This is a genomic window from Anabaena sp. 54, from assembly GCF_017355725.1.
Classification (GTDB): domain Bacteria; phylum Cyanobacteriota; class Cyanobacteriia; order Cyanobacteriales; family Nostocaceae; genus Dolichospermum; species Dolichospermum heterosporum.
In genome coordinates, this window is record NZ_JAAVWA010000030.1 from 15,243 (window position 1) to 37,261 (window position 22,019).

Genomic DNA, 22,019 nt, shown 5'->3' on the forward strand with positions numbered 1-22,019 from the left:
TTCAACGTCTTTTATTTTCTGAGTACAATTCCTGATCCTGTTTTGTCTTCAGAAGTATTCCCAGTAAAGGTAATCGGTTAGATAAATCTTCTAAATCCTTTAATGCTTTCTCAATATCTTCTCGATTTAAAAGAGCAGTAAGAAATTCTATAAATTCACTTGTCCCCGGTGGTCTACTTCCCGGAACATTTTCTATCTTGCTGCGAATATCATAAAAGCGTTCTATTGCTCTTGCTACTAATAATTTTTGATTTTCTGCCAATTCTCCAAATCGTTGGTTAATAATATTCTTTAATTGCTCTTGTTTGGGAAAATCCACAAAGAAATACAAACACCGACGGAGAAAAGGTTCTGGCAATGGTTTCTCTCGATTACTGGTAATAAAAATAATTGGCTTATTCTTGGGTGTAGGAAACGATTCTCTAGTTTCAGGGATTTCAAAACGTAATTCTTCTAACTCAAGTAATAAATCATTAGCGAAATCACTATCCGCTTTGTCAATTTCATCAATCAACAAAATAGGACGATGAGAATGTTCTTGCAATGACTGACCTAATGCTGCAAATTCTCGATATTTTTTGTTATTATACAATCTTTTTTTTAATTTTCCAGCCTCCGAAAATCCCAAAAAGTCTTGTAATTGCTGGGGGTTAGTTCCCATTAATTGAGCATCTCGTAATCTAGCGATCGCATCATAACTATACAATCCATCACGGGCGCGGGTTGTGGATTTAATATTCCAAATATAATAATCCCACCATTTTTCTTCACCCTGTTCATTTTTATCGTTTTGCAGATACTTCTTAGTAAACTCATAAGCAACTGCTCCAGCTAGGCGGGTTTTACCGCAACCGGGTTCTCCCTCTAATAACAATGGCCGCTCCAGTGCGATCGCTAAATTAACTGCTTCTATTAAATCAGGGCTAGGTAGATAGGGAAAATACTCTCGTTCCTTTAGGTCTTTAGCCCCGCTTTGAGGAGGTTGGTAGTCCTGTTTATCTTTTTCTTGATACTCTAGTTTGTCATTCATACTTCTACATTATAGATAGTGTTCAATCGTTACAATACCATTTTTCATATTAAACGCTTTCTTACAAATTGCTTCAAGCATTTCTATAGGCTCATTTTGTTCCCATTGAACGTGATAATCAAGATAATTTAAATACTCTTCATTGGCGGCATATATTGAATTTATTTGTGAACGAACCTCTTCTCTTTTTAACCACATTCTAACATGATCTTGTGAAATTTTTTCTAGAGGTGGTAGTAAAATATTTTGCTGATCCTTACTTTCATTACTTGGACTCACAAACTGAAATGGACTTAATAGACTACAATTATAGTTATGTTCTTCTACCAGCAATAAAACAAGAAAATATCGCTGTTTTAATGAATGAACACTTATCCACAACTCCCGCCAGAAATCATAAAAAGACCTCTTGTTTGTTTCTGTTAATAAACGAAGGTCATATATAGTAATAATAATAGATTGAGTTTGACATAAATTTGTTAATCCATTGATTACAGATTTACGATTTGGATTTTCGCATATAGAGTTGAATTCTGTCCAAAAATTATTAAAATCATATCGCATATTATGTTTTTGAGTTTTAATAAAGAATTTTTTGGCTGTGGTAAATTTTGAATGAGAATTAACTAGCCGTTTAACTAACCAACGTTGAATTTCCTCCTGATTCGCTTGAATAAGAAATGCTCCTCCTGATTGGGAATTTAGGACGTTACAAAAACTGTCTACCTGTTCATAACAATTCAAGGAAAGTAACAGGTTTGCACATTTATCTTCAACTGATTGTTCTAATGAATTATTTGAGGGTAAATTTTTTTCCCCGATTACATTTTCTATTGCATTTTTGAGTTTATTTAATCTTTGTAATCTGTACTCCTGCCCATTTTCAGATCCTTCAGCCCAATCTACAATAGCGGTTTTCGCCTCATATAATTGCATGGAAGTTGAAGGACGCAAATCATTCGGCATTTCCATGAATTGCGCGACTCTTGTAATCTGAGCTTGCTGGTTTATTTTTTTAAACAATTCATAAATTTCTGATATCATTTCCATTATTAGTAATAACTATAACAAGAATCATTTGATAATATCTTTTATCATATTTTTGAGTTTATTTAATCTTTGTGATCTGTATTCCTCTCCTTTCTCATCTCCTTCTGCCCAATTTACAATAGCAGTTTTCGCCTCATATAATGGCATGGAAGTTGAAGGACGCAAATCATTCGGCATTCCTATGAATTGCGCGACTCTTGTAATCTGAGCTTGCTGATTTATTTTTTTAAACAATTCATAAATTTCTTGTATTGTTATTGGTTCAGAGGTAGGTAAAGAGGTATTTATAAACATCTGACAACGATAAGCGATAATCTTATCTTCATGTTCTTTACCTGGAACTAAAACTGATTCATTCTCAAATTTCTGTTTGATATTTTCATCAAAATTATTAAAAGTCTCTTGATCAACGTAAAAATAACCAGGAGGATTTGCTGTAAAAAGTCGGGAAACGGTTACTAATACATGGTGTCCTGTTATTCTATCAAGACCTAAACCAGAAGGATCAAAATTAATAGTACCTGTTGCTGCTCCAATCCTAAATATTAATTTATCTTTGTTGGGTTCTTGATCATCATTTTCTTTAACCAACGCACAAAATTTTTCCACAAATTGATACGCATTATTTACATCTTTCAATGAAATACGATAAGCCTCTCCACCACAGGATTGAATCTCTTCTGCTTCATCAGGGTGCTTAACTACTGAATTAAAAGCACTTTGAACAAAGCCTTTAATATTTTCTAGAAAATATTTTGTTAAATCTACTCCTCCTTTTTTCTCTATACCAGAGGTAAAAGTTGAAGATTTAACTAAATCAAGTTGAACTACAGTTAATTTAATCTTAGTAGCTGAAGATGACATAAAATACCTCAGTGATTATAAATGACGATAAATAACCAAACTAAACAAAACAGAACAGGGAATTACCAAAATAGAAGCAATCAAAAAATATAGTGCATAGGTAAAAATCCGAAATTTCAGAAAAGTAATTTCAGCATTCACAGTTATTTGTGCAGCAATATCTTGATATTCTTTTTTGTAAGGTATATTATTTAATTTACTGTCAAAATAATGCTTATTCAGTGCCTCTAACAATTCAATTGGCTTATATTTATGCAAATGTCCGAAAAACCATAAATTATCTTTATCTGGATTAGTATTATTTAAGTTACGTCGCAACCCTAAAACACGCTCTAAATTGGTTCTAGGTAAAAAAGATAAGGAGCAAGCTAAAGCACAAATACAAAGAATAATTGTTGTTAATAATAACCCAATTTTTAATGAATTAGGCAGACTTTGTGCTGTGGATAAAATGGTTATAGTAGCAGTAATCGCAGCGCCAGAAAAAGCCAAAAGAATACCATTCTTAGCCTCTGCAAACTTCAGCCAGTCATTCACATTTTGGGAAATTGCTATGAGCTTAGAAGAAACATCATCCATAAAAACACCTCTCGTCAAATTTAGATTCTAATTCCCTGAGCCTTTTTTCCAACTCAGCCATCCTTTGATTCAATGGTACATTGTCAGTACAGCCAAGATACTGACTAATTGCACTCACAACCACATCAGTTTTCGACGTGCCAGTTAGCTCAACATGAGTTCTTGCAGTAGAGACAGATGGAGATAATCAGATGGCAATTTGTGGTTTGCTCGTTGACAGCTTAAATTCCGTAACTATACGGCATACTACCAACTGTACAACAAAGTATTGCTAGTTCTAAACAATTCTTAACTCAAGCAGTGTCTTTCACACAAGCAATAATTCCTAAGTAGTGAGACAGAATTAATTACACAATGTCATTGCGTAAGCATTGCGTGGCGTTAGCCATTTGGAACGAAGTGAAATGAAGCAATCGCAAGGGTTGTGATTGCTTCCCTTCGCTCGCAATGACTGTAAATATTTTTGTCCAATTACTTACTCTCTGCGACTGGAGCGCCTCTGCGTGTTCGCGCAGCGTGCCGTAGGCATAATAAAATCATACTCTTAATCAGCAACGCCCATATTTGGTTAAACTATAAACCGTTTTCAGTATAATGCTCGAAATTGGTAAAATTTATCTAATCAGCCTATTTTGCCACCGGGTAATGGCTCGCAAATATGCGATAATGGGAATCTGATAAACTTCAATAAAAATCCAAATAATAATTCCTAAGTGTGACAAAAAAGTTAGCATTGTCCAAACAAATGGAATCCATGACAGGGGAACATGAGAATGAGGAGGAAAATAATATGCTGTCACCCCTATTAAGGTAGTTGGTAAAAGAATAAAAGCAATTGCAGATAAACCATAACCCCAACCTAATTCCACAGTTCCTAATCGTGCTTGCGTCCACCTCAATCCATTCCAACTCCAAACTAAAGGCGGTTCTCTAGAAGGCATTTTAATTTGTTGTAATTCTAAATTAAATGTAAAAATCTCATTGCAGAAATCACAACACATAGCTTCCATCATCAACATTTGCGAAATTTTACCCACGCGACATACTGGACATGGGTAATTTTCTTGAAAGTTTAAAGATGTTGATAAAATTGGAGATTTTGCCATAATTAAACTACTCCTTTTTTAATATCAGTGATAAGATCCCCGACTTCTGACATTAATTTATAATTTGCGGACATAATAAATAAAAGAAGTCGGGGATCTTCTGATAATTTTTTTAATAAAACAACCTAGTTTATTAATAAAACCAGGTTGAATTTGATATGATGACAATATTGAGAATGTAATTAGTCTAGAAAACCCATCAAAAGCTCGGAGTCATCGAAGGTGTTCGGTGCTATTGGCCGATTTCCGAAAACGGAATAGTTGTCAGCAACTACCAAGGTGCTAGAAGCAATGGGACGAATACCAGACAAGTTAATACTGTCAACTACTTGAAATGTGTTTGCACCTATGGGACGAATTCCCATGGAGTTGAAGGTATCAACTACTTGTAAAGTGCCAGTGGTAATGGGACGCATTCCAGCCACTATGATTGTTCCCTGAGAACTTTCTTCAGTATTACTGATATTATCCTGATTATTTTCTGTCATTTTTATTTCTCCTTTGTATGAGATGACACTTGTTCAAACTGAATCTTTGTTTGTTAAGTGAATTTTACAATAATTAAGGAAAGAAGTATTTTTTTCCTATATATTTAGAGTCTAACCCTAAACCAGCATATATCACAGGTTGAATCTGAGATTGATAGATTTTTTTGTGCGGTTAGAATCTTGATTATATCAGCTAATGTACATTTATTTTGGTACAAAGAGGTTATCTCAAGTTATAAAATTATTTTATCTTTTTTATACTAAACACGGGTGAGATTTAAACTTTTACTAGATGACAAAGAACCCAGATGTGTAGGGGTTTAGCAGTGCTGATATGTGTCAACTTAACGTAAAACCCATAGCCCGCCTGGGAATGAATTCCCAGTCTAATAGCAAAAGTCATCTGAAGATGACTAAGAATTGTCTAAATCCTCAGTTTACTTTAGTAAACTTTGGCTATTAGCCCTGAAATGAATTTCAGGGCGGGTGTGGCAGCAAACAGATAAGCCATTTCTAACTTAAGTTGACACCAATGAAGCTCTTGCTTTACCCCTACGTTTAGAATCAAACAATCCAGCCGTTTTGAGTGGTCTTGTTGAACCAAGAATCCCCGTGTCTTTAGAGGATGTTTTAAAAGTGGTATCGGTATCCCATAATTTTCATCACATTTTTACCCCCCTTTCCCCTTGTCAAGGGGGGAAACAAGAAAAATCTGGTTTCCTCCCCTTCACAAGGGGAGGGTTAGAGGATGTTTGAAAAGTGGTATTCCGTAATTTTCATCACATTGCTACCCCCCTTAGTCCCCCCTTGTAAAGGGGGGAAACAATAAAAATCCAGTTCCCTCCCCTTTACAAGGGGAGGGTTAGGGTGGGGTAAAAAATATTTGATACATCAACCATAACTTTTCAAACACCCTCTTAAGGAGGGGTAAAACATTTGATACGGCAATCATGACTTTTCAAACACCCTCTTAGACCGGGGAGTGTCAAACATCCCATTAAAGAATTAAGTAACTCTGCCATTTGGATTGAGGATCTTGATGGTTTTTTTCTGGTATTAATAACCGCCAACTTTTACCTTCTTTTTGAATTTGTAGATAAACTTCAAAGGGTTTTTCAAGTTGTTTAAAACTGCGTTTTGGTAGTTTCACGGTAAAGTCGTAATTTCCCTGTACCCGATAAGCTGGTAAGTTTTCAATGGTGAGGGGTTGTTGTTGAGTAATATATATACGCTGAATATTAAATTGTTGGAAGTTTAAATCTAGCTGTTGGTTAAGTTGCTGTTGGGTTTGTTCTAGTTGCAGGGCGATCGCTTTTTGCACTAATTCCGGTGTTGGTGATAAGGCAATACTAGTACAAGCTGTGAGGAAAACTATGAAAATTGTTGTAAAAATTAACTTAATCATCTTTAATTTCTTTTTAATGTATTGGAATATATCCTCATTAACCACCATTGACTGGGGGAATTAAAACCACCTCATCACCATTTTGGAGAATAGTATCTGGTGCAACAAATTGTAAATTCACGCCAAAGCGGGTTATTTCTCGCCATTTGCTTAATTTTGGGTGTTCGGAAATTAGGCGATCGCACACAGCTTGAACTGGTGTACCATCAGGAAAATCTAACACTAGTTCGGACACATCAAAAGCTTCTTGATAAACAGCAAATAACTTAACGGTGACAGCGATAGATTGGGACATATAATTTTTGTATACAACCTAATTTAATTATTGGGAATCATTGTAAACTGACCTTGTTTAATTTGTAAAAGAATAGATTGACCTTCACGCTCCCTTTCTGGTGTAAACTTAAGAGGATAACCCGATGTTTCATTAGCAGAAAGACTGACATTTTCCAGCCCTCTTAATACTGTACTACGAGATGGATTATTAGATAAAGCTTTAATCAAAGCCTGAGTTGCATCAAAGCTAGTTGCAGTTCGCCAACTAATAGCTCCTCCCCACTGCTTATCTGCTTTTTTGGCAAAGGATTGAGCTTGTGATGTTTCTCTAAACCAGGGTACTGCAATTATTAAACCCTCTACATTCTTCCTACCGCTGGTTAACGTTTCATTATTATAAAGAGTATCTCCAGCTAACATTTTTAATTCTCGTCTTGGTGGATTTTGAGTTTTGAGTATTTCGTTTCTTTTGGTAATTTCTTGAGCAATCTTGAGAGTAATATCAAGCTTTTGCGTATTAGAAAATAACATTACTGCTTCTGCATGATCACCATAGACACTTTTAGCAACTTCTTTTTCTGCATCAAATGTAGGAGAAGTTAAATCAATTAAAGGTTTACGAACTACCTCACCTCCTAGTTTTTCAAACTGATTCGTAAATATCTCTCTGATACTATTACTATATGAGTTAGTTGGATTTCCAAAAATTACTGCTTTTTTTAATTTCAGACTTTTATAAGTATATTCAGCAAGTTTTTTACCGGCACTTTCATCAGAAGAAACTGCTCTGAAGAAAACTGGATTGTTCAATAAAATGCTAGTGCTAGTAGGGGAAATAACTGCTAATTTGGCTTTTTCATATTCTCGTAATGCCATATTGGTAGCATCACTAGAAATATGTCCAATGACTCCCAGTATTGAAGAATCTTTGATGAGTTCTTGAGCTACTTCTTTGGCTTTTTCTGTGTTGCTATCATTAGCAATTACAATTTCGAGTAATCTGCTATTTAAACCCTTGTTTTGATTAAATTGGTTTTGTGCTTGAGCTACTCCACGTAATACTTCTTGAGTAGTAATGGTGCTTTTGTCTACTGGTACAACTACTGCTAATGTTAGAGGAGAACCTTTTTGACGTGCTAGAGAATTATTATAATAAATTAGCACTTCTGGGTCATAGGGATTAGCTTTTTTAGCTTGTTCAAAGAATTTAGTTGCTTCTGGATAATTACCTTGTTGGAAGGCTTGAATGCCTTTGTCACGCGGGATATTATTAATCTCAGGGAAGAAAGTGCTATTACCTCGACTAATTCTACTATTATCTGCTACACAAAAAACACCTAATTGCTTTCTTTCACCTGGTTCACATTTAGATCCGCGAGCAATACTAGCCACTATAATACTAGAAATAATAAAAACAGCAGATGCTATTGCAGTTAAAATAATCAAATTGGATTTTGTACGAATATCTGGAACATTAACTTTACTTGGTTGATGTTCACTTAGTTGATGTAAATTAATATCAATACTACTATTATTTATAACGTCACTCTCAATAGTGCTTGCATTGTCCTTTGAATACAAAATTATACTACTAGGATTTTTTTTTTGCTCAATTTTATCTAACTCATGAATTTCTTCTTTTAGTGGGTGACGTTGTATAATCCAGAGCCGGACAAATTCTATTTTAACCCTTTCCTCTATTTCATCTAAAAATCCATTACTTCTCAGAAGTTGATTCGTTTCTATAATTAATTTATCTTCTGTGTCAGGTCTAAATCTTTTTATTAATCTAACATAATTATCTGAATCTTCTTGCGCTTCTGCTATTGCTGCAAACACAACTTTTTCTAAAATCGAAAAGCCGTCCCAAAACCATGTTAAACCAGCCTCAGCTAACTCAATTGCTTTGTTAATAATGAGTTTTACATCTTCACTACTAACTGTCCATTTATCCTCCTCTCTCGCTCTCCCAAAAATAGTAAAACATATCGCTTGAGTAAAATAAGGGTGTCCTGCGGATAGATCAAAAATTGCTTTTATCGCATCTTCTTCATATTCAAGAATATTTTCTGCTGGCTTAATAATTAAATTTGTTGTACTTTCTTCATTTAATAACCCAATTTCTCGAACAGGTACATCCTTAAATATCTTAATTATTCTGTGGTTATTTACTGATCTTTGTTCTATTAATAAAATTAGAAATAATTTTTTATGACTATTGGTAAGAGAAGATAAATATTTATAAACTTGTTCTAATAATTCTGGATTATTACTATTCATTAAGGCATCAAATTCATCAACTACCAATACCAAATTCTTATTTTCTAATAATTGATATACTTGCGGTAAGAATTGATGAGAAAAAATTCCAGAATCTAATTCTAACTCTGTAATTTCCGGTAGTTTAATATTTTCATCGTCCAACGAAAGATCATGAAGTATCTCTTGAGCTAAATCCGCCAAAATTTCACTTAGGGACTTTTGGCTATAATGTTCTAAATTAAATGTCACAAAAACAAACTCATGTAAATCATTCAATCCATGAGGAATGTTTCTAATGACAGATGACTTACCAATGCGGCGCTGACCATATAACAAGATAATGTTGCTATTATGTTGAATATGATCTTGAATAGTCAAAAATAGGCTTTCTCGCCCAAAAAACAACTGTTGGTCAATAGGACGACCAATAACATAAGGGTTTCTTTGAGACTTAAAAGAAGTAATCATATCCTCATAGTACCTCCAAACGTTTTAATTGCATCTGTGAGATCACGGTTTTGCTGGTGGATCAATTTGTTCAAATTTACCTCCTTTAATCTCGACAAGAATAGACTCACCTTGACGCTCCCTTTGTGGTGTAAACTTGAGAGGATAGCCTGATGTTTCATTGGCAGAAAGACTGACATTTTCTAGTCCTCCTAATACTGTACTACGAGATGGATTATTAGATAAAGCCTTAATCAACATCCAAGTTGCATCAAAGCTAGTTGCAGTTCGCCAACTAATACCTCCTCCCCATTGCTTATCTGCTTTTTTGGCAAAAAGTTGAGCTTGTGGTGTTTCTCTAAACCAGGGTACTGCAATGATTAAACCCTCTACATTTTTCCTGTCGCTGATTAAAGTTGCACCCTGATAAAGAGTATCTCCACCTAACATTTTTAATTCTGGTCTTGGTGGATTTTGAGTTTTGAGTGTTTCGTTTCTTTTGGTAATTTCCTTAGCAATCTTGAAAGCAATCTCAACACTTTGTGTGTCTGGCAACAACAATGCTGCTTCCGCCTTGTCACCGTAGACGCTTTTAGCAACTTCTTTCTCTGGATCAAATGTAGCAGCAGTTAAATCAATTAGGGGTTTATGAACCACCTCACCTCCTAATTTTTCAAACTGATTTGTAAATATCTCTCTGAGGCTGTTACTATATGTATTAGTTGGGTTGGCAAAGATTACTGCTTTTTTTAATTTGAGACCTTTATAAGTATATTCAGCAAGTTTTTTACCCGCACTTTCATCAGAATAAACTGCTCTGAAGAAAACTGGATTATTTAGGAAAATACTGGTGCTAGTGGGGGAAATAACCGCTAATTTGGCTTTTGCATATTCTGGTAATGCTGCCTGGGTAGCATCACTAGATTTATGTCCAACTACTCCCAGTATTGAAGAATCTTTGATGAGTTCTTGTGCTACTTCTTTAGCTTTTTCTTTATTGCTATCATTAGCAATCACAATTTCTACTAATCTGCCATTTAACCCTTTATTTTGATTAAATTGATTTTGTGCTTGAGCTACTCCACGTAATATTTCTTTAGCAGTATCAGTAGTTGTGTTGTTGTCTAATGGTACAACTACTGCGAAGGTAAAGGGAGAACCTTGTTGACGAGCTAGGGCATTATTATAATAAATAAGCACTTCTGGGTCATTTTGATTAGCTTTGACAGCTTGTTGAAATAGATTAGCTGCTAGTTGATAATCACCTTGTTTGAAGGCTTGAATACCTTTGTCACGAGGGATATTATTAATCTCAGGGAAGAAAGTGCTATTACCTCGACTAATTCTACTATTATCTACCACACAAAAAACACCTAATTCCTTTCTTTCACCTGGTGGACAAGTTCTCAAACTTTGAGAAATACCTACACCAATAACTACAATTCCAGCTAATCCTAAAGATGCTATTAATATTGAACTACGGTTGAGCCATTTGAGCATGATTGTAGAAGGTTTTTTATTTAAAGGTTTAGCTGCAACGTTAAGATTAGTGTTAGACTCACGGGCTTCAATTTCTTTTAATCTTTGTTTAAATAATATTCTGTTTGGATCAATTTCTAACCCTGATTGACATTGTTCTGTTGCTTTAATCCATTCTCTTGCAAGTATCAATTTATGGACATAATTTTCTATTGTCTGTAAAAAACCATCTTTGCTACTTTCTCTATCAATTTCGTCAGCTAGTCTGTAAATTTCCAAGGCTTGCTCAAAATTTTCGGACTTTGAGTATTTTTCAGCTACAGTTAATAAAGGCTGTAAAACAGACTCTTGTTTATTTATATTTCCGATAAAAGAATAGAATTGATAGGCTCGTTCGTAAAGTTCACAGGCTTTATTAAGTTCTTCAATCTTTAAATATTCTTCAGCCAAAGATGTTACAGTTTTAAAGTTATTAGGATTAAGCTTTAAAGCCAGTTCATAAGTTTGCACTGCCCGTGTATCATCATGTTCTCGCAAATCATCTGCTACTGACAAGAGCTTATTAACATTTTCTTGTTCAACTGTCTCTAAATGGCTAATTTCCTCTTTTAGCTGATGACTTTTCACCAACCAACGACGGACAAATTCTACCTTAACCCTGTTATTATCTAAAAAATCATATTCATGTAATTGTTGGTTTGCTGTATTCAAATATTCTGTTGCTATTCCATGGCTTCTTAATAACATTAGTGGAGTCTGGGGAGGTTCATTTTCTTGAATAGCTATATTTTGAGCCTCTGCTGCTGCTGCAAAAATAACTTGCTGCTCAGTAGTTAATCCCCCCCAGAACCAATCTAAACCACCTTCAGCTAATTCAATTGCTTTATCTACGATACTTTCAACATGATGACCATTTATACTCTGGGGAAGCACATTTGTTTGATTATAGCGATCGCGTGCTAGATTATAAATGGCAGAACATATACACTGGGTAACATAAGGATGTCCTGCGGATAATTGGAAAATTGCTTCTATTGCTTCTTCTTCATAGTTTAAAACATTCTTATCAGGTTGAATAATTAACTTTTGAGTATCCTCTTTCTTTAACAAACCAATTTCTATATTTAGTGCTTCTCGTAATGAAGAAACTAATTTTGGTAACTTTGATATATGTCTTCCTACTACTGGGATAATAAATAATTTCTGATCTCTTGTCTGTAGCTGTAGAATATAATCACAAAAATTATTACTATCTGTATCTGATTCAGTATCTCTTTCAGTCAAAACATCAAATTCATCCCATAGTAAAACCAATTTCTTATTACCTAATTGTTGATAAACTGTCGGTAGAAATTCACGAGAAAAAATCTCAATATTGGTAAGAATATTCTCTGCTAAATGGGTTAAAATTTCCTCGTTTGTTTCTAATGTTTCTAGTTTCTCTATAATTCCAATTGCAATTGAATGTATAATTTCTTGATGAGACGAGTTTACTGTACCTTGAAAATCGAAACTGATAAAAACAAATTCATCTGTACCTAATTTTCCAGGAATTTGTGCAATTACAGATGATTTGCCAATCCGTCTTTGACCATGTAATAAAATTAGTTTTACATTGTCGGTTTTAAGATAATAATTAATGTCATTAAAAAATTCTTCGCGTCCAAAAAATTTATTTGTATCTGTAATTCGACCACCTGGTATGTAAGGATTTGGAGGGAAAGGCATATTTTATCTGCTCCTTGTTAATTTCAGATCAATCATGGTCTATAAACTTAGTAGAGAAGTCCAAAAGAACTTCTCTATTCAAATGTCTATCCAGGAAATACTGGTACTACCTTTGTAATCCAATCTAGGAAAGATTTTACTTTATTTGGATTGTTACCTAACCAAGTAACTACTTCTTTAACTTGGTTTACTTGTCCATGACTAATCAGATTCATAAATTCTTTTTCTCTATCTCTGATTGATTGTTCTGGAGTCTGCAAAATCTCCTGAATTACCCATTTTTTCATAAGTGATGAAGTGAAAGAGTAAAACTTTTCTGGTTCTAGAGAATTGGAAGTAATTACACCCTGTTCTTCCAACTTTCTTAAAGATCGTTCATGTTGTGTAAAAATGCGGCCAATGCCTTTTAATTTAAAGTTTAGTTCCCCTATATGACCTTCCATATCTAACAAGGCTATCAGCATTAACAACACCTGTTCTTTAGGATTGCATCTATGCCAAATTGTTTTGAAAATCTGTTGAGTATCTCTTTCAAAATTTTCAGCAAATGATTTAATATCGGGATTAATCCCAGGCTGTAGCTCTCGATATAAGAAAAACCCAGCAGTTTGGACTAACCTTGGATGTCCACCAGTAATATTCATGATTTCACCCCGTAATGTGGGTGGTCTAATAATATTTAATAGTTGAACTAAATCCTTGGTAGGAAACAATTTCAGCGATTGAAACAGATAGTGATTGTACCAAGGAGAAGCATTGGGGTTAAGCTTGGGACCTAATTCACTGAGGCGTTGGAGTGAAGCCACAATCATTGAGAGGTATTGACCTTCTTCCGCATGAACCGCCAAATTACGACACTGAGCTAAAAATGTTTCCATTTCAGCTTCTTGATATTGATCATTGCTCACTAAAGCTGCATCAAAATCATCTACCAACAATACTAAAAACTTATCTTTTTTACCCAATCTCCGTAATGCTTGGCGCAGACTATCATTTGTCGCCGGTTTTTCAAGTAATGGCTTGATTTCAGCTTGTAGTTGTGGTTCACTGTCTAATTTATCATGCAGCAAACTTAAAGCTTCTCGCCAAAAACCAGCAGGAGTGAAGGGAATGATATTTTGACAATTGACTATGACAGCGATACCTTGAGATGGATCTAATCCATATTCTCGCCATGTTTGCTCAGAAGCTAATTTCTGCAAGAATGAAGACTTACCCATTCCTGGCCCACCCCAAATGGCGAAATGGCTGCGGTTATGGATTTGGTCAAAAGCATAGTTAATTTCTGATGTCCGGCCCACAAAACTTTCTGGGAGAACTGGTTTACCTGGAAAAAAGGGATTGGCCATGGTGAATTTGAATAGTTCGAGAAATTAAAATTATTGTCACAGTATACTATCAGTAGTGTACTTGTTTTATCACTTAAAAGCAATATGCAAACTGAATTTAATTTTCTTCAACACTGGTATCCTCTCATCCCCACAGAAGATTTAGAATCACAAAAACCTAAGTCCATGACGTTATTAGGGAAAAGATTAGTAATTTGGAAACCTACTCAATCAAAAACCTATCGGGTATTTTTAGATCAATGTCCCCACCGTCTCGCACCATTAAGCGAAGGTAGAATCGAAGATAAAACAGGTAACTTAATGTGTAGTTATCACGGTTGGGAATTTAATGAAAATGGCATTTGTCAGCGCGTTCCCCAAGCAGAAAACCCAGAAATTATTGCCAAAAATAAAGAAAATTTTTGTGTTGTTTCCTTTCCAGTCCGTCAACAACAGGAACTACTTTGGGTATGGCCAGATGAAAAAACAGCCGCAATAGCAGAAAATACACCTTTACCATTATCACCCCAAATAGACGCAGAGAAAGGATTTGTTTGGTCTAATTATTTCCGTGATTTAGAGTATGATTGGCAAACATTAGTAGAAAATGTAGCAGATCCTAGTCATGTCCCTTTTGCTCATCATGGAGTCCAAGGTAACAGAGAAAAAGCTCAACCTATACCTCTTAATATAGTCAAATCAACCATGGATTTAATTGAAGTAGATATTGCGAGAGGTTTACCCACAACAATTACATTTGAACCACCTTGTAGATTAGAATATGCAATTAGTCTTGGTAATACAGGAAAGAAACTAGGTTTAGTTGTTTATTGTATTCCCGTATCTCCTGGTAAATCGAGAATTGTTGCTCAATTTCCCCGCAACTTTGCTAAAACCCTACATCGGATTATCCCCCGTTGGTGGAATCATATTAATGAGAGACATCTAGTATTAGATGGAGATATGATTTTTCTCCAACAACAAGAATACTATTTACAACAAAAACAATTAACCCAAAGTTGGAAAACAGCTTATAAATTACCCACAAATGCTGATAGATTAGTAATTGAATTTCGCAATTGGTTTGATAAATATTGTCAAAGTAAATTACCTTGGCAAGAAATAGGAATTAATGGTAGTGAACCTACAACTATTAATGAAAATCGGGCTGAAGTTCTCGATAGATATAAACAACATACTCAGCATTGTAGTAGTTGTCGAACCGCAGTTAAAAATTTAGAAAGGTTGCAAATAGGACTTTTAGCATATTTTGTAATTGTTATATCTGGAGTGGCTGTATTACCTGATGATTGGCGGTTACAGCTAGGTTTACCATTAATAATTACCGCACTTTTAGGAGTAGAAATTTCTGCGTGGTTGAAATTTTCATTCATTCCTAAATTCTACTTTGTAGATTACATCCACGCAGAGAAATAAACAATTCAAAAATAAAGTATGAATCAATAATAAACTCTTGCCAACTATCAATTACCAATCACCCATTACCCATTACTAAAGTTTCAATTCCAAACGTTGAAAATCCTGCTGAACTTCATTCCATAAAGCTTTATTGTATGGGTCAGTTTTTAAGGCTTTTTTCAGATAAATTCTGGCTTTTGGGAGTTGTTTTTCCGTAATTAACACTCGTCCCCAGATTTGATAAGCGATCGCTAACCATTGACGCACCTCCGCATCTGCTGGTAAACGCGCCATTAAAGCCTCTGCTAGAGCGATCGCCTGGGGAAAACGTCTTTCCTGTAAAAATCGCTGTAACTGCTCATAAGTCTTCCACTTTAACCGTTGTTCTATATCCTCTAAATTGGGTGGATGAGATATAACCGTTGCTTTCGGTGCTGCTGGTTGAGTTTGCACTTCTCTAGCACTAGAAACATCAGTTTTTACCTCACTAGTCCGAGGCTTAATTTCCTCCGGTGGTAAAACCGTTTGCAGAAACTTATAAGCCTCAGTCACCGCAATAAACTTATCTTTTGCTTTGAGATCATTTGGGTTGATATCAGGATGATATTGCTGAACCAATCGGCGATAGGACGCTTTCACATCAGCAAAAGAAACTCCCGACCTTAAACCCAATATCCGATAATAATCTTCAAGATCCATGTTGCTTCATTTGACTTAAATTCAAAATTCAAAACTAAAAATTCAAAATGAGTAATTCATGCTTTTGAATTTTACATCTTGAATTTTGAATTATTTTCCCCTATTTAAATACGTTCTTCAATCACACGATCAATTAAACCGTATTCCTTAGCTTCCTGAGCAGACATAAAAAAGTCACGATTCATGTCTTTCTCGATTTTCTCTAAAGATTGACCAGTATTATCAACATAAATTTGATTTAACTGGTGACGAAGCCGTAAAATCTCCCTAGCCTCAATGGCGATATCGCTTGCCTGGCCACGAGTTCCACCTGAAGGTTGATGAATCATAATTCGGGAGTGAGGCAAAGCCATCCGCTTCCCCTTTGTCCCCGCAGCCAACAGAAAAGATCCCATAGAAGCAGCTAAACCGACACAAATTGTCACCACCTCAGACTTAATGTGTTGCATAGTATCGTAAATCGCCAATCCCGCAGTCACCGAACCACCGGGAGAATTGATATACAAATAAATTGGCTTAGTTTGATCATCGGAATCTAAATAGAGCAAATAAGCGACAATCGCATTAGCGATACCATCATCTACTTCCTCCGTCAAAAAAATAATGCGCTCCCGAAATAGACGATCTTCGAGATCGATCCATTGTTCATAGGTGCTACCTGGGAGACGATAAGGAACTTTGGGAATACCAATAGGCATAGGACAATTTTAGTGAAGACTATGAAAATAGAACTGGAGAATTTCCGTCAAAGTTGAGAAGCCAGAATCCAAAATAGAGAGCAAACTCAAATAGAGCTTGGCAAATTCTTGGTACTTTCTAGCACCCGATCAATTATTCCGTATTCCTTCGCTTCCTGGGGAGTCATATAGAAAATACGTTGACTATCTTTCGAGATTTTTTCGGCTGTCTGTCCCGTATTTTGGGAAAAAATATCAAAAATTATCTTTTCTTTCTGCAACACCTCTTCCGCATTCACTTGAATATCTGTTGCTTGACCCTGAGTAGCGACACTAGACTGAGTCAGAGCAATATTGGCATGAGGTAGACTGAATCTTTTTCCCTTCGCCCCAGATGATAGAATCAATGCTGCCATACCCACTGCTTGACCCAAACAGATAGTAATAATTTCTGACTTGATGTACTGGATTGTGTCATAAACTGACAAACAAGCCCTAATTGACATCATTCCCAAACTTTCATCCATACCAGCCAGCACAGGATCACCCAAAGAATTGATATAAAGATAGATTGGCTTACTCTGATCCTCGGACTCCAGATACAGCATGGCAGATATCAGGGAATTAGCCAGAGTCGTATCCAGTGGACGATTCAAGAAGAGAATCCGCTCCTGCGCCATCCGTTGATCAATACTGACCCACTGCCACTGGTTACCACCAGGAATGTTATAAGGAACTTTTAGTGATGAATCAACAGCCATAGGGATAATTAGAAGAAATTAGAGATGATGAGAACCAACTTAAGCAATCATTGGTAAAGGTTTCGGCAGATCCTTCATGCTTTCGAGAACGCGATCAATCAATCCGTATTCCTTGGCTTGTTGGGGAGTCAAATAAAACATCCGCTCAGTGTCCTTGGCAATCTTTTCAGGAGACTGTCCAGTGTTTTGAGAGAAAATATCCAAGATAGCCGTTTTGTTTGCTAAGACTTCCTTGGCGTAAATTTGAATATCTGTTGCTTGACCTCTAGTACCACTGCGAGGTTGATTCAGGACAATAGTGGCATGAGGTAAACTAGCTCGCTGACCCTTAGTTCCGGCAGATAGAATCAGTGCTGCTGTTCCCAATGCCTGACCAATGCAAATTGTATGTACGGGTGTTTTGATATAGTTAATAGTATCACAGATAGCAAAAGCTTCCGTTTCGTAGCCGATCGCATCTCCTGTATACCAAGATGTACCCGTTGAATTGATGTAAAAGAAGATTGGCTTGTCTGGATTGTCAAATTTCAGATAAAGCAACTGAGCAATAATTAGCTTGGTTACATCAACGCCCATTTGCCGTTTGTATTCATCTGCTGAAACTAAAGGCATTCCCAGATAGACAATTCGTTCTTTTAAAAGTAGAGAAGCTAAATCTGGTGGCGGTGTCCGGTAGGAACTATCGCCGTAGTAAGAAGCCTGAACTGACTTGATGGGGGAATTTTCCATAGCAACTGATGATCTGAGATTATGCCGTTAATGTATTACATCCTAGCGCGATGCTCACCCAATTTAGGGTGCGGATTTCTCCCTGATAGTTAAAAAAGCTAGATTTTAGTGAGTCCCGCCAAAAAAAAATACAGTCTATCCCAAAAAAGTCAGAAAGTAGGGGCGCAGGGCCTGCGCCCATCAATCCCCATTTATACGCCCATCAATCCCCATTTATACGCCCAGTCATCCCCATTTATACACCCAGTCATCCCCATTTATACACCCATCTATCCCCATTTATTGTTCTTTTTGAGAAAAAATAACCTATTTACGCCATGATGTCCTAAGATGCTCCCAATTGCTATTACCTTATCTGTAAAATGCGTTACGTTTTCCCTCAACTGATAAATGTAGAATTTAGATGAAGTTATCACCACTGAGACTTCTGGGAGGAAAAATAACGTTAATCACTAAAATTCCTAGTTGTCTGGTTTCGGCTGATAATTAGTAATTATTAATTGTTAAAATTCTTACCTATTTACTCAAAAGTTTTATTTTCTCTTGTAAACTCTAACTTTTGAAGTTTCCCACATCTTCTAAAAAATAAGATGTGAAATCTCAACTACTAATGATTTATTAAATCTACCAATTATTGTATCCCAGGTTGCTTTGAGACAGAAATTTTCATGTCAAGATAATACACCTGAATAATCACAGAGTGTAGTTTATGCAAGGTTAATCATACCCAACAATAATTATAAACTTGCCAAAACAAAAGCCCCAAAAGGTGTAAGTCTTACATAAAGTTTGCTGTGGATTTTAATTACAGCTAATTTACTTTTTTAGTTTCATCACCATAATTCAGATAAATAGGTTAAATATCATGTCAAGGGTGAATGAAAAATCAAAATCCCCAGAAAAGGCACTTGAGCAGCCGAAAATTTGGTTGAGTATTGCCGTAGCTTTGCCAGTAGCTATAGCTGCTGGGTTCTTAGCTACAGCGAGAATGGAACAATTAAAAAAACTGACTTCTACTGTATCTGTAGCCCCAGTTCCTAATAGTATTACTGCCATAGGACGCTTAGAACCAAGAGGAGAAGTAGTTAAACTTTCTGCTCCAGCGGGTTTATCAGGGAGTTCACGAGTACAGCAACTTTTAGTCAGAGAAGGACAACGAGTACAGCAAGGACAGGTTGTGGCAATTTTAGATAGCCGCGACACTAGTATGGCAGTAGTAGAAGAAGCCAAAGCTAAATTGCAAGAATCCCGTGCAAATTTAGCCCAAGTTAGTGCTGGTCCACCCAGAGATGCTCAAGCTCAAAGATTCATTATTTCTCGGTTACAAGCCCAATTAGCGGGGGAAAAAGAGGCTCAACAGGCAACAATTAGCCGAATTGCTGCCCAGTTAAGTGGTGAGAAGGTTGCCCAACAAGCTACAGTCAACCGTTTGGAAGCGGAACTAATGGGACAAAGAAATTCATTGAAGGCTAATATGGAGCGGATTAGAGCCGAACAAAGAAATGCTCAAGTAGATTATGGGCGCTATGAATTTTTATACAAACAAGGTGCTATTTCTCAGCAAGAGCGCGATCGCCGCCGCTTAAGTGCATTAACTACAAATCAACAGTTAATCGAAAGTCAAGCTAGTTTAAAACGGGCAATAGATACCATCCAACAGCAAGTTTCCGAAGCTAGAGCTAATCAAATTAAAACCCTAGCCACTTTACAACAGCAGTTAATTGAAGCCACAGCCAACCGCAACAAAACTGTCTCCACTTTACAAAGACAAATAGACGAAGAAAGAGAAAGATTGAGCAGAATATTAGTAGTTAGTCCATTAAATGTTCAAGTAGCCCAAGCACAAGTTACTAATGCCATTGCTTTAATGAGAAAAGCTCAAGTAGAACTTCAGCAAAGCTATGTTAAAGCTCCTAGTTCTGGTGAAATATTAAAAATTCATACCAAATCCGGGGAAATCATGGGAGCAAATGGAATTGCGGAAATCGGACAAACAGATCAGATGTTCGTAGTTGCAGAAGTTCCTGAAGATAGTATTAATAAAGTCCGTTTAGGTCAAACTGCTACTATCTCTAGTGACAACGGCGCATTTAACGGTCAATTAAAAGGCAGAATCACATCAATTGGTAGAAAAATTGGCAAAAAAGATGTCTTAAATAATGATCCAGCCGCAGACATTGATGCCAGAGTTGTAGAAGTGAAAATTGCCCTATCTCCAGAATTTACTAAGCAAGTTTCTGGTTTAACTAACGCTAAAGTCACCGTAGAAATTAATGAGAATTAACATCATATTTCTATGCCAAATATTCATGTTCAACTACTTAATTAGTATCCAGATCAAAAGATTTAGAAAATGGCAGTAAAAATACCTTTATCTTGGCTACAACTGACAAGAGAAAAAACTCGCCTAGCCGTAGCTTTGTCAGGTATTGCCTTTGCTGATATTTTAATGTTCATGCAGCTAGGTTTCCGAGATGCACTCTATTACAGTAACGTCAGAATGCACAGTAGTCTAGTTGGCGATGTGGTTTTAATTAACAGTCAATCTAATGCTGTTTTGGCTATGAAAACCTTTTCCCAACGGCGTTTATATAAGGCGTTAGATTTGCCCACAGTTCAATCAGTACATCCTATATATTTAGACTATACAAGCTGGAGAAATCCTGTTACAGGTCGTCCTCGCAGTATCTTAATTTTTGGCATGAATCCAGAAGTTAATCTTTTTGATTTACCCGGAGTTGAGGAAAACTTAAATAAACTTAAACTGCCTGATGTGGTTTTATATGACCGTTCTTCTAGGGTAGAGTATGGTCCGATCGCTGATAGTTTTAATGCCGGAAAAGTTGTCACAGCAGAAGTACGCAGAAGAAAAGTTCAGGTGGGTGGATTATTTACATTAGGGGCATCTTTTGGTGCAGATGGAAATTTAATTACCAGTGATGTTAACTTTTTGCGAATTTTTAATAACCGTCAACGGGGATTAATTGATATTGGTATTATTAAGTTAAAACCTGGGGCTGATCCCATCGTGGTAGCTCAAGAATTGCGAAGTTATTTACCTACAGATATTAATGTTTTAACTAAGGAAGAATTTATTGAATTTGAAAGAAATTATTGGGCAAGTAGTACGGCTATTGGCTTTATTTTTACCTTGGGAACAATTATGGGTTTTATTGTAGGAACTGTAATTGTTTATCAGATTTTGTATACAGAAGTCAATGATCATTTATCTGAATATGCTACGCTCAAAGCTATAGGCTACACTCAAAATTATTTACTAACTGTGATTCTTCAAGAGGCTTTTTTATTAGCTGTTGTTGGTTATTTACCTGGATTTGGCTGCGCTCTTGTTCTTTATAATGTTGCTAGAGATGCTACACTTTTGCCTATATTTATGAGTTATAATCGCGCCATTATGGTAATCATGTTAACTATTTTAATGTGTTTTATTTCCGGGATGATTGCTATTCGGAAATTAAGCTCTGCCGATCCAGCCGATATTTTTTAGATTAGTTATTGGTCATTGGTCATTGGGAAAAACAATATTTATTCTTCCTTCTTTTTCCTGAACTCCTGAATGGGCGCAGGCCCTGCGCCCCTACCTCCTGATATCGCAGCGTGGTGTTAGCCATACTCCTGATATCGCAGCGTGGTGTTAGCCATACTCCTGAATAGGCGCAGTCCCTGCGCCC

The 22,019-nt window shown here is 36.1% G+C and carries 18 protein-coding genes; 3 read left to right on the top strand and 15 right to left on the bottom strand.

Annotated features, from left to right (window positions below; all coding sequences use genetic code 11):
• Window position 1: 1 nt before the first annotated feature.
• The 11 genes from HEQ36_RS20795 to HEQ36_RS20845 form a co-directional block, all read right to left on the bottom strand.
• Window positions 2-1,030, bottom strand: a complete 1,029-nt coding sequence (locus tag HEQ36_RS20795) for a MoxR family ATPase (protein WP_168636083.1) — start codon at window positions 1,028-1,030, stop codon at window positions 2-4.
• A gap of 9 nt (window positions 1,031-1,039) precedes the next feature.
• Window positions 1,040-2,074 (bottom strand): hypothetical protein, encoded by a 1,035-nt coding sequence (locus tag HEQ36_RS20800; protein ID WP_168636082.1) that lies wholly within the window; start codon window positions 2,072-2,074, stop codon window positions 1,040-1,042.
• A gap of 30 nt (window positions 2,075-2,104) precedes the next feature.
• On the bottom strand, window positions 2,105-2,944 hold the full coding sequence (locus HEQ36_RS20805) for a hypothetical protein (RefSeq protein ID WP_168636081.1): 840 nt from the start codon (window positions 2,942-2,944) through the stop codon (window positions 2,105-2,107).
• Window positions 2,945-2,959: 15 nt separating this feature from the next.
• Window positions 2,960-3,523 carry a hypothetical protein gene (locus tag HEQ36_RS20810; RefSeq protein ID WP_168636080.1) on the bottom strand — a complete coding sequence of 188 codons (564 nt, stop codon included), beginning with the start codon at window positions 3,521-3,523 and terminating at the stop codon, window positions 2,960-2,962.
• A 614-nt stretch (window positions 3,524-4,137) separates the two neighbouring features.
• Window positions 4,138-4,629: a hypothetical protein gene (locus tag HEQ36_RS20815; protein WP_168636079.1), complete on the bottom strand. Its 492-nt coding sequence runs from the start codon at window positions 4,627-4,629 to the stop codon at window positions 4,138-4,140.
• Between the two features lie 182 nt (window positions 4,630-4,811).
• The gene (locus HEQ36_RS20820) at window positions 4,812-5,117 is read right to left on the bottom strand and encodes a hypothetical protein (RefSeq protein WP_027400932.1); all 306 of its coding nucleotides are present in this window, start codon (window positions 5,115-5,117) and stop codon (window positions 4,812-4,814) included.
• Between the two features lie 997 nt (window positions 5,118-6,114).
• Window positions 6,115-6,522: a hypothetical protein gene (locus HEQ36_RS20825; RefSeq protein WP_168636078.1), complete on the bottom strand. Its 408-nt coding sequence runs from the start codon at window positions 6,520-6,522 to the stop codon at window positions 6,115-6,117.
• Between the two features lie 37 nt (window positions 6,523-6,559).
• Window positions 6,560-6,817: a MoaD/ThiS family protein gene (locus HEQ36_RS20830; RefSeq protein ID WP_168636077.1), complete on the bottom strand. Its 258-nt coding sequence runs from the start codon at window positions 6,815-6,817 to the stop codon at window positions 6,560-6,562.
• 23 nt (window positions 6,818-6,840) lie between these two features.
• Window positions 6,841-9,528 (bottom strand): ABC transporter substrate-binding protein, encoded by a 2,688-nt coding sequence (locus tag HEQ36_RS20835; protein WP_168636076.1) that lies wholly within the window; start codon window positions 9,526-9,528, stop codon window positions 6,841-6,843.
• A 42-nt stretch (window positions 9,529-9,570) separates the two neighbouring features.
• Window positions 9,571-12,714 carry an ABC transporter substrate-binding protein gene (locus HEQ36_RS20840; RefSeq protein WP_290708384.1) on the bottom strand — a complete coding sequence of 1,048 codons (3,144 nt, stop codon included), beginning with the start codon at window positions 12,712-12,714 and terminating at the stop codon, window positions 9,571-9,573.
• An 86-nt stretch (window positions 12,715-12,800) separates the two neighbouring features.
• Window positions 12,801-14,063, bottom strand: coding sequence for an ATP-binding protein (locus HEQ36_RS20845; protein ID WP_168636074.1), 1,263 nt, complete (start codon window positions 14,061-14,063; stop codon window positions 12,801-12,803).
• A gap of 84 nt (window positions 14,064-14,147) precedes the next feature.
• Between HEQ36_RS20845 and HEQ36_RS20850 the strand changes: the two genes are divergently transcribed.
• A complete protein-coding gene (locus tag HEQ36_RS20850; RefSeq protein ID WP_168636073.1) occupies window positions 14,148-15,479 on the top strand; it encodes a Rieske 2Fe-2S domain-containing protein in 1,332 nt (443 codons plus the stop codon).
• A 75-nt stretch (window positions 15,480-15,554) separates the two neighbouring features.
• On the opposite strand, the gene HEQ36_RS20855 is transcribed toward HEQ36_RS20850, so the two are convergent.
• The 4 genes from HEQ36_RS20855 to HEQ36_RS20870 all read right to left on the bottom strand — a co-directional run bounded on the left by HEQ36_RS20855 (window position 15,555) and on the right by HEQ36_RS20870 (window position 18,327).
• A complete protein-coding gene (locus HEQ36_RS20855; protein ID WP_168636072.1) occupies window positions 15,555-16,160 on the bottom strand; it encodes a J domain-containing protein in 606 nt (201 codons plus the stop codon).
• 104 nt (window positions 16,161-16,264) lie between these two features.
• Window positions 16,265-16,858, bottom strand: a complete 594-nt coding sequence (locus tag HEQ36_RS20860; RefSeq protein ID WP_027400925.1) for an ATP-dependent Clp protease proteolytic subunit — start codon at window positions 16,856-16,858, stop codon at window positions 16,265-16,267.
• Between the two features lie 86 nt (window positions 16,859-16,944).
• On the bottom strand, window positions 16,945-17,598 hold the full coding sequence (locus HEQ36_RS20865; RefSeq protein WP_168636071.1) for an ATP-dependent Clp protease proteolytic subunit: 654 nt from the start codon (window positions 17,596-17,598) through the stop codon (window positions 16,945-16,947).
• 39 nt (window positions 17,599-17,637) lie between these two features.
• Window positions 17,638-18,327, bottom strand: coding sequence for an ATP-dependent Clp protease proteolytic subunit (locus HEQ36_RS20870; protein ID WP_039202028.1), 690 nt, complete (start codon window positions 18,325-18,327; stop codon window positions 17,638-17,640).
• 865 nt (window positions 18,328-19,192) lie between these two features.
• Here HEQ36_RS20870 and HEQ36_RS20875 point away from each other — a divergent pair.
• The gene (locus tag HEQ36_RS20875; protein WP_053538958.1) at window positions 19,193-20,611 is read left to right on the top strand and encodes an HlyD family efflux transporter periplasmic adaptor subunit; all 1,419 of its coding nucleotides are present in this window, start codon (window positions 19,193-19,195) and stop codon (window positions 20,609-20,611) included.
• Between the two features lie 69 nt (window positions 20,612-20,680).
• Window positions 20,681-21,835: an ABC transporter permease DevC gene (devC, locus tag HEQ36_RS20880; protein ID WP_039203688.1), complete on the top strand. Its 1,155-nt coding sequence runs from the start codon at window positions 20,681-20,683 to the stop codon at window positions 21,833-21,835.
• Window positions 21,836-22,019 lie beyond the last annotated feature (184 nt).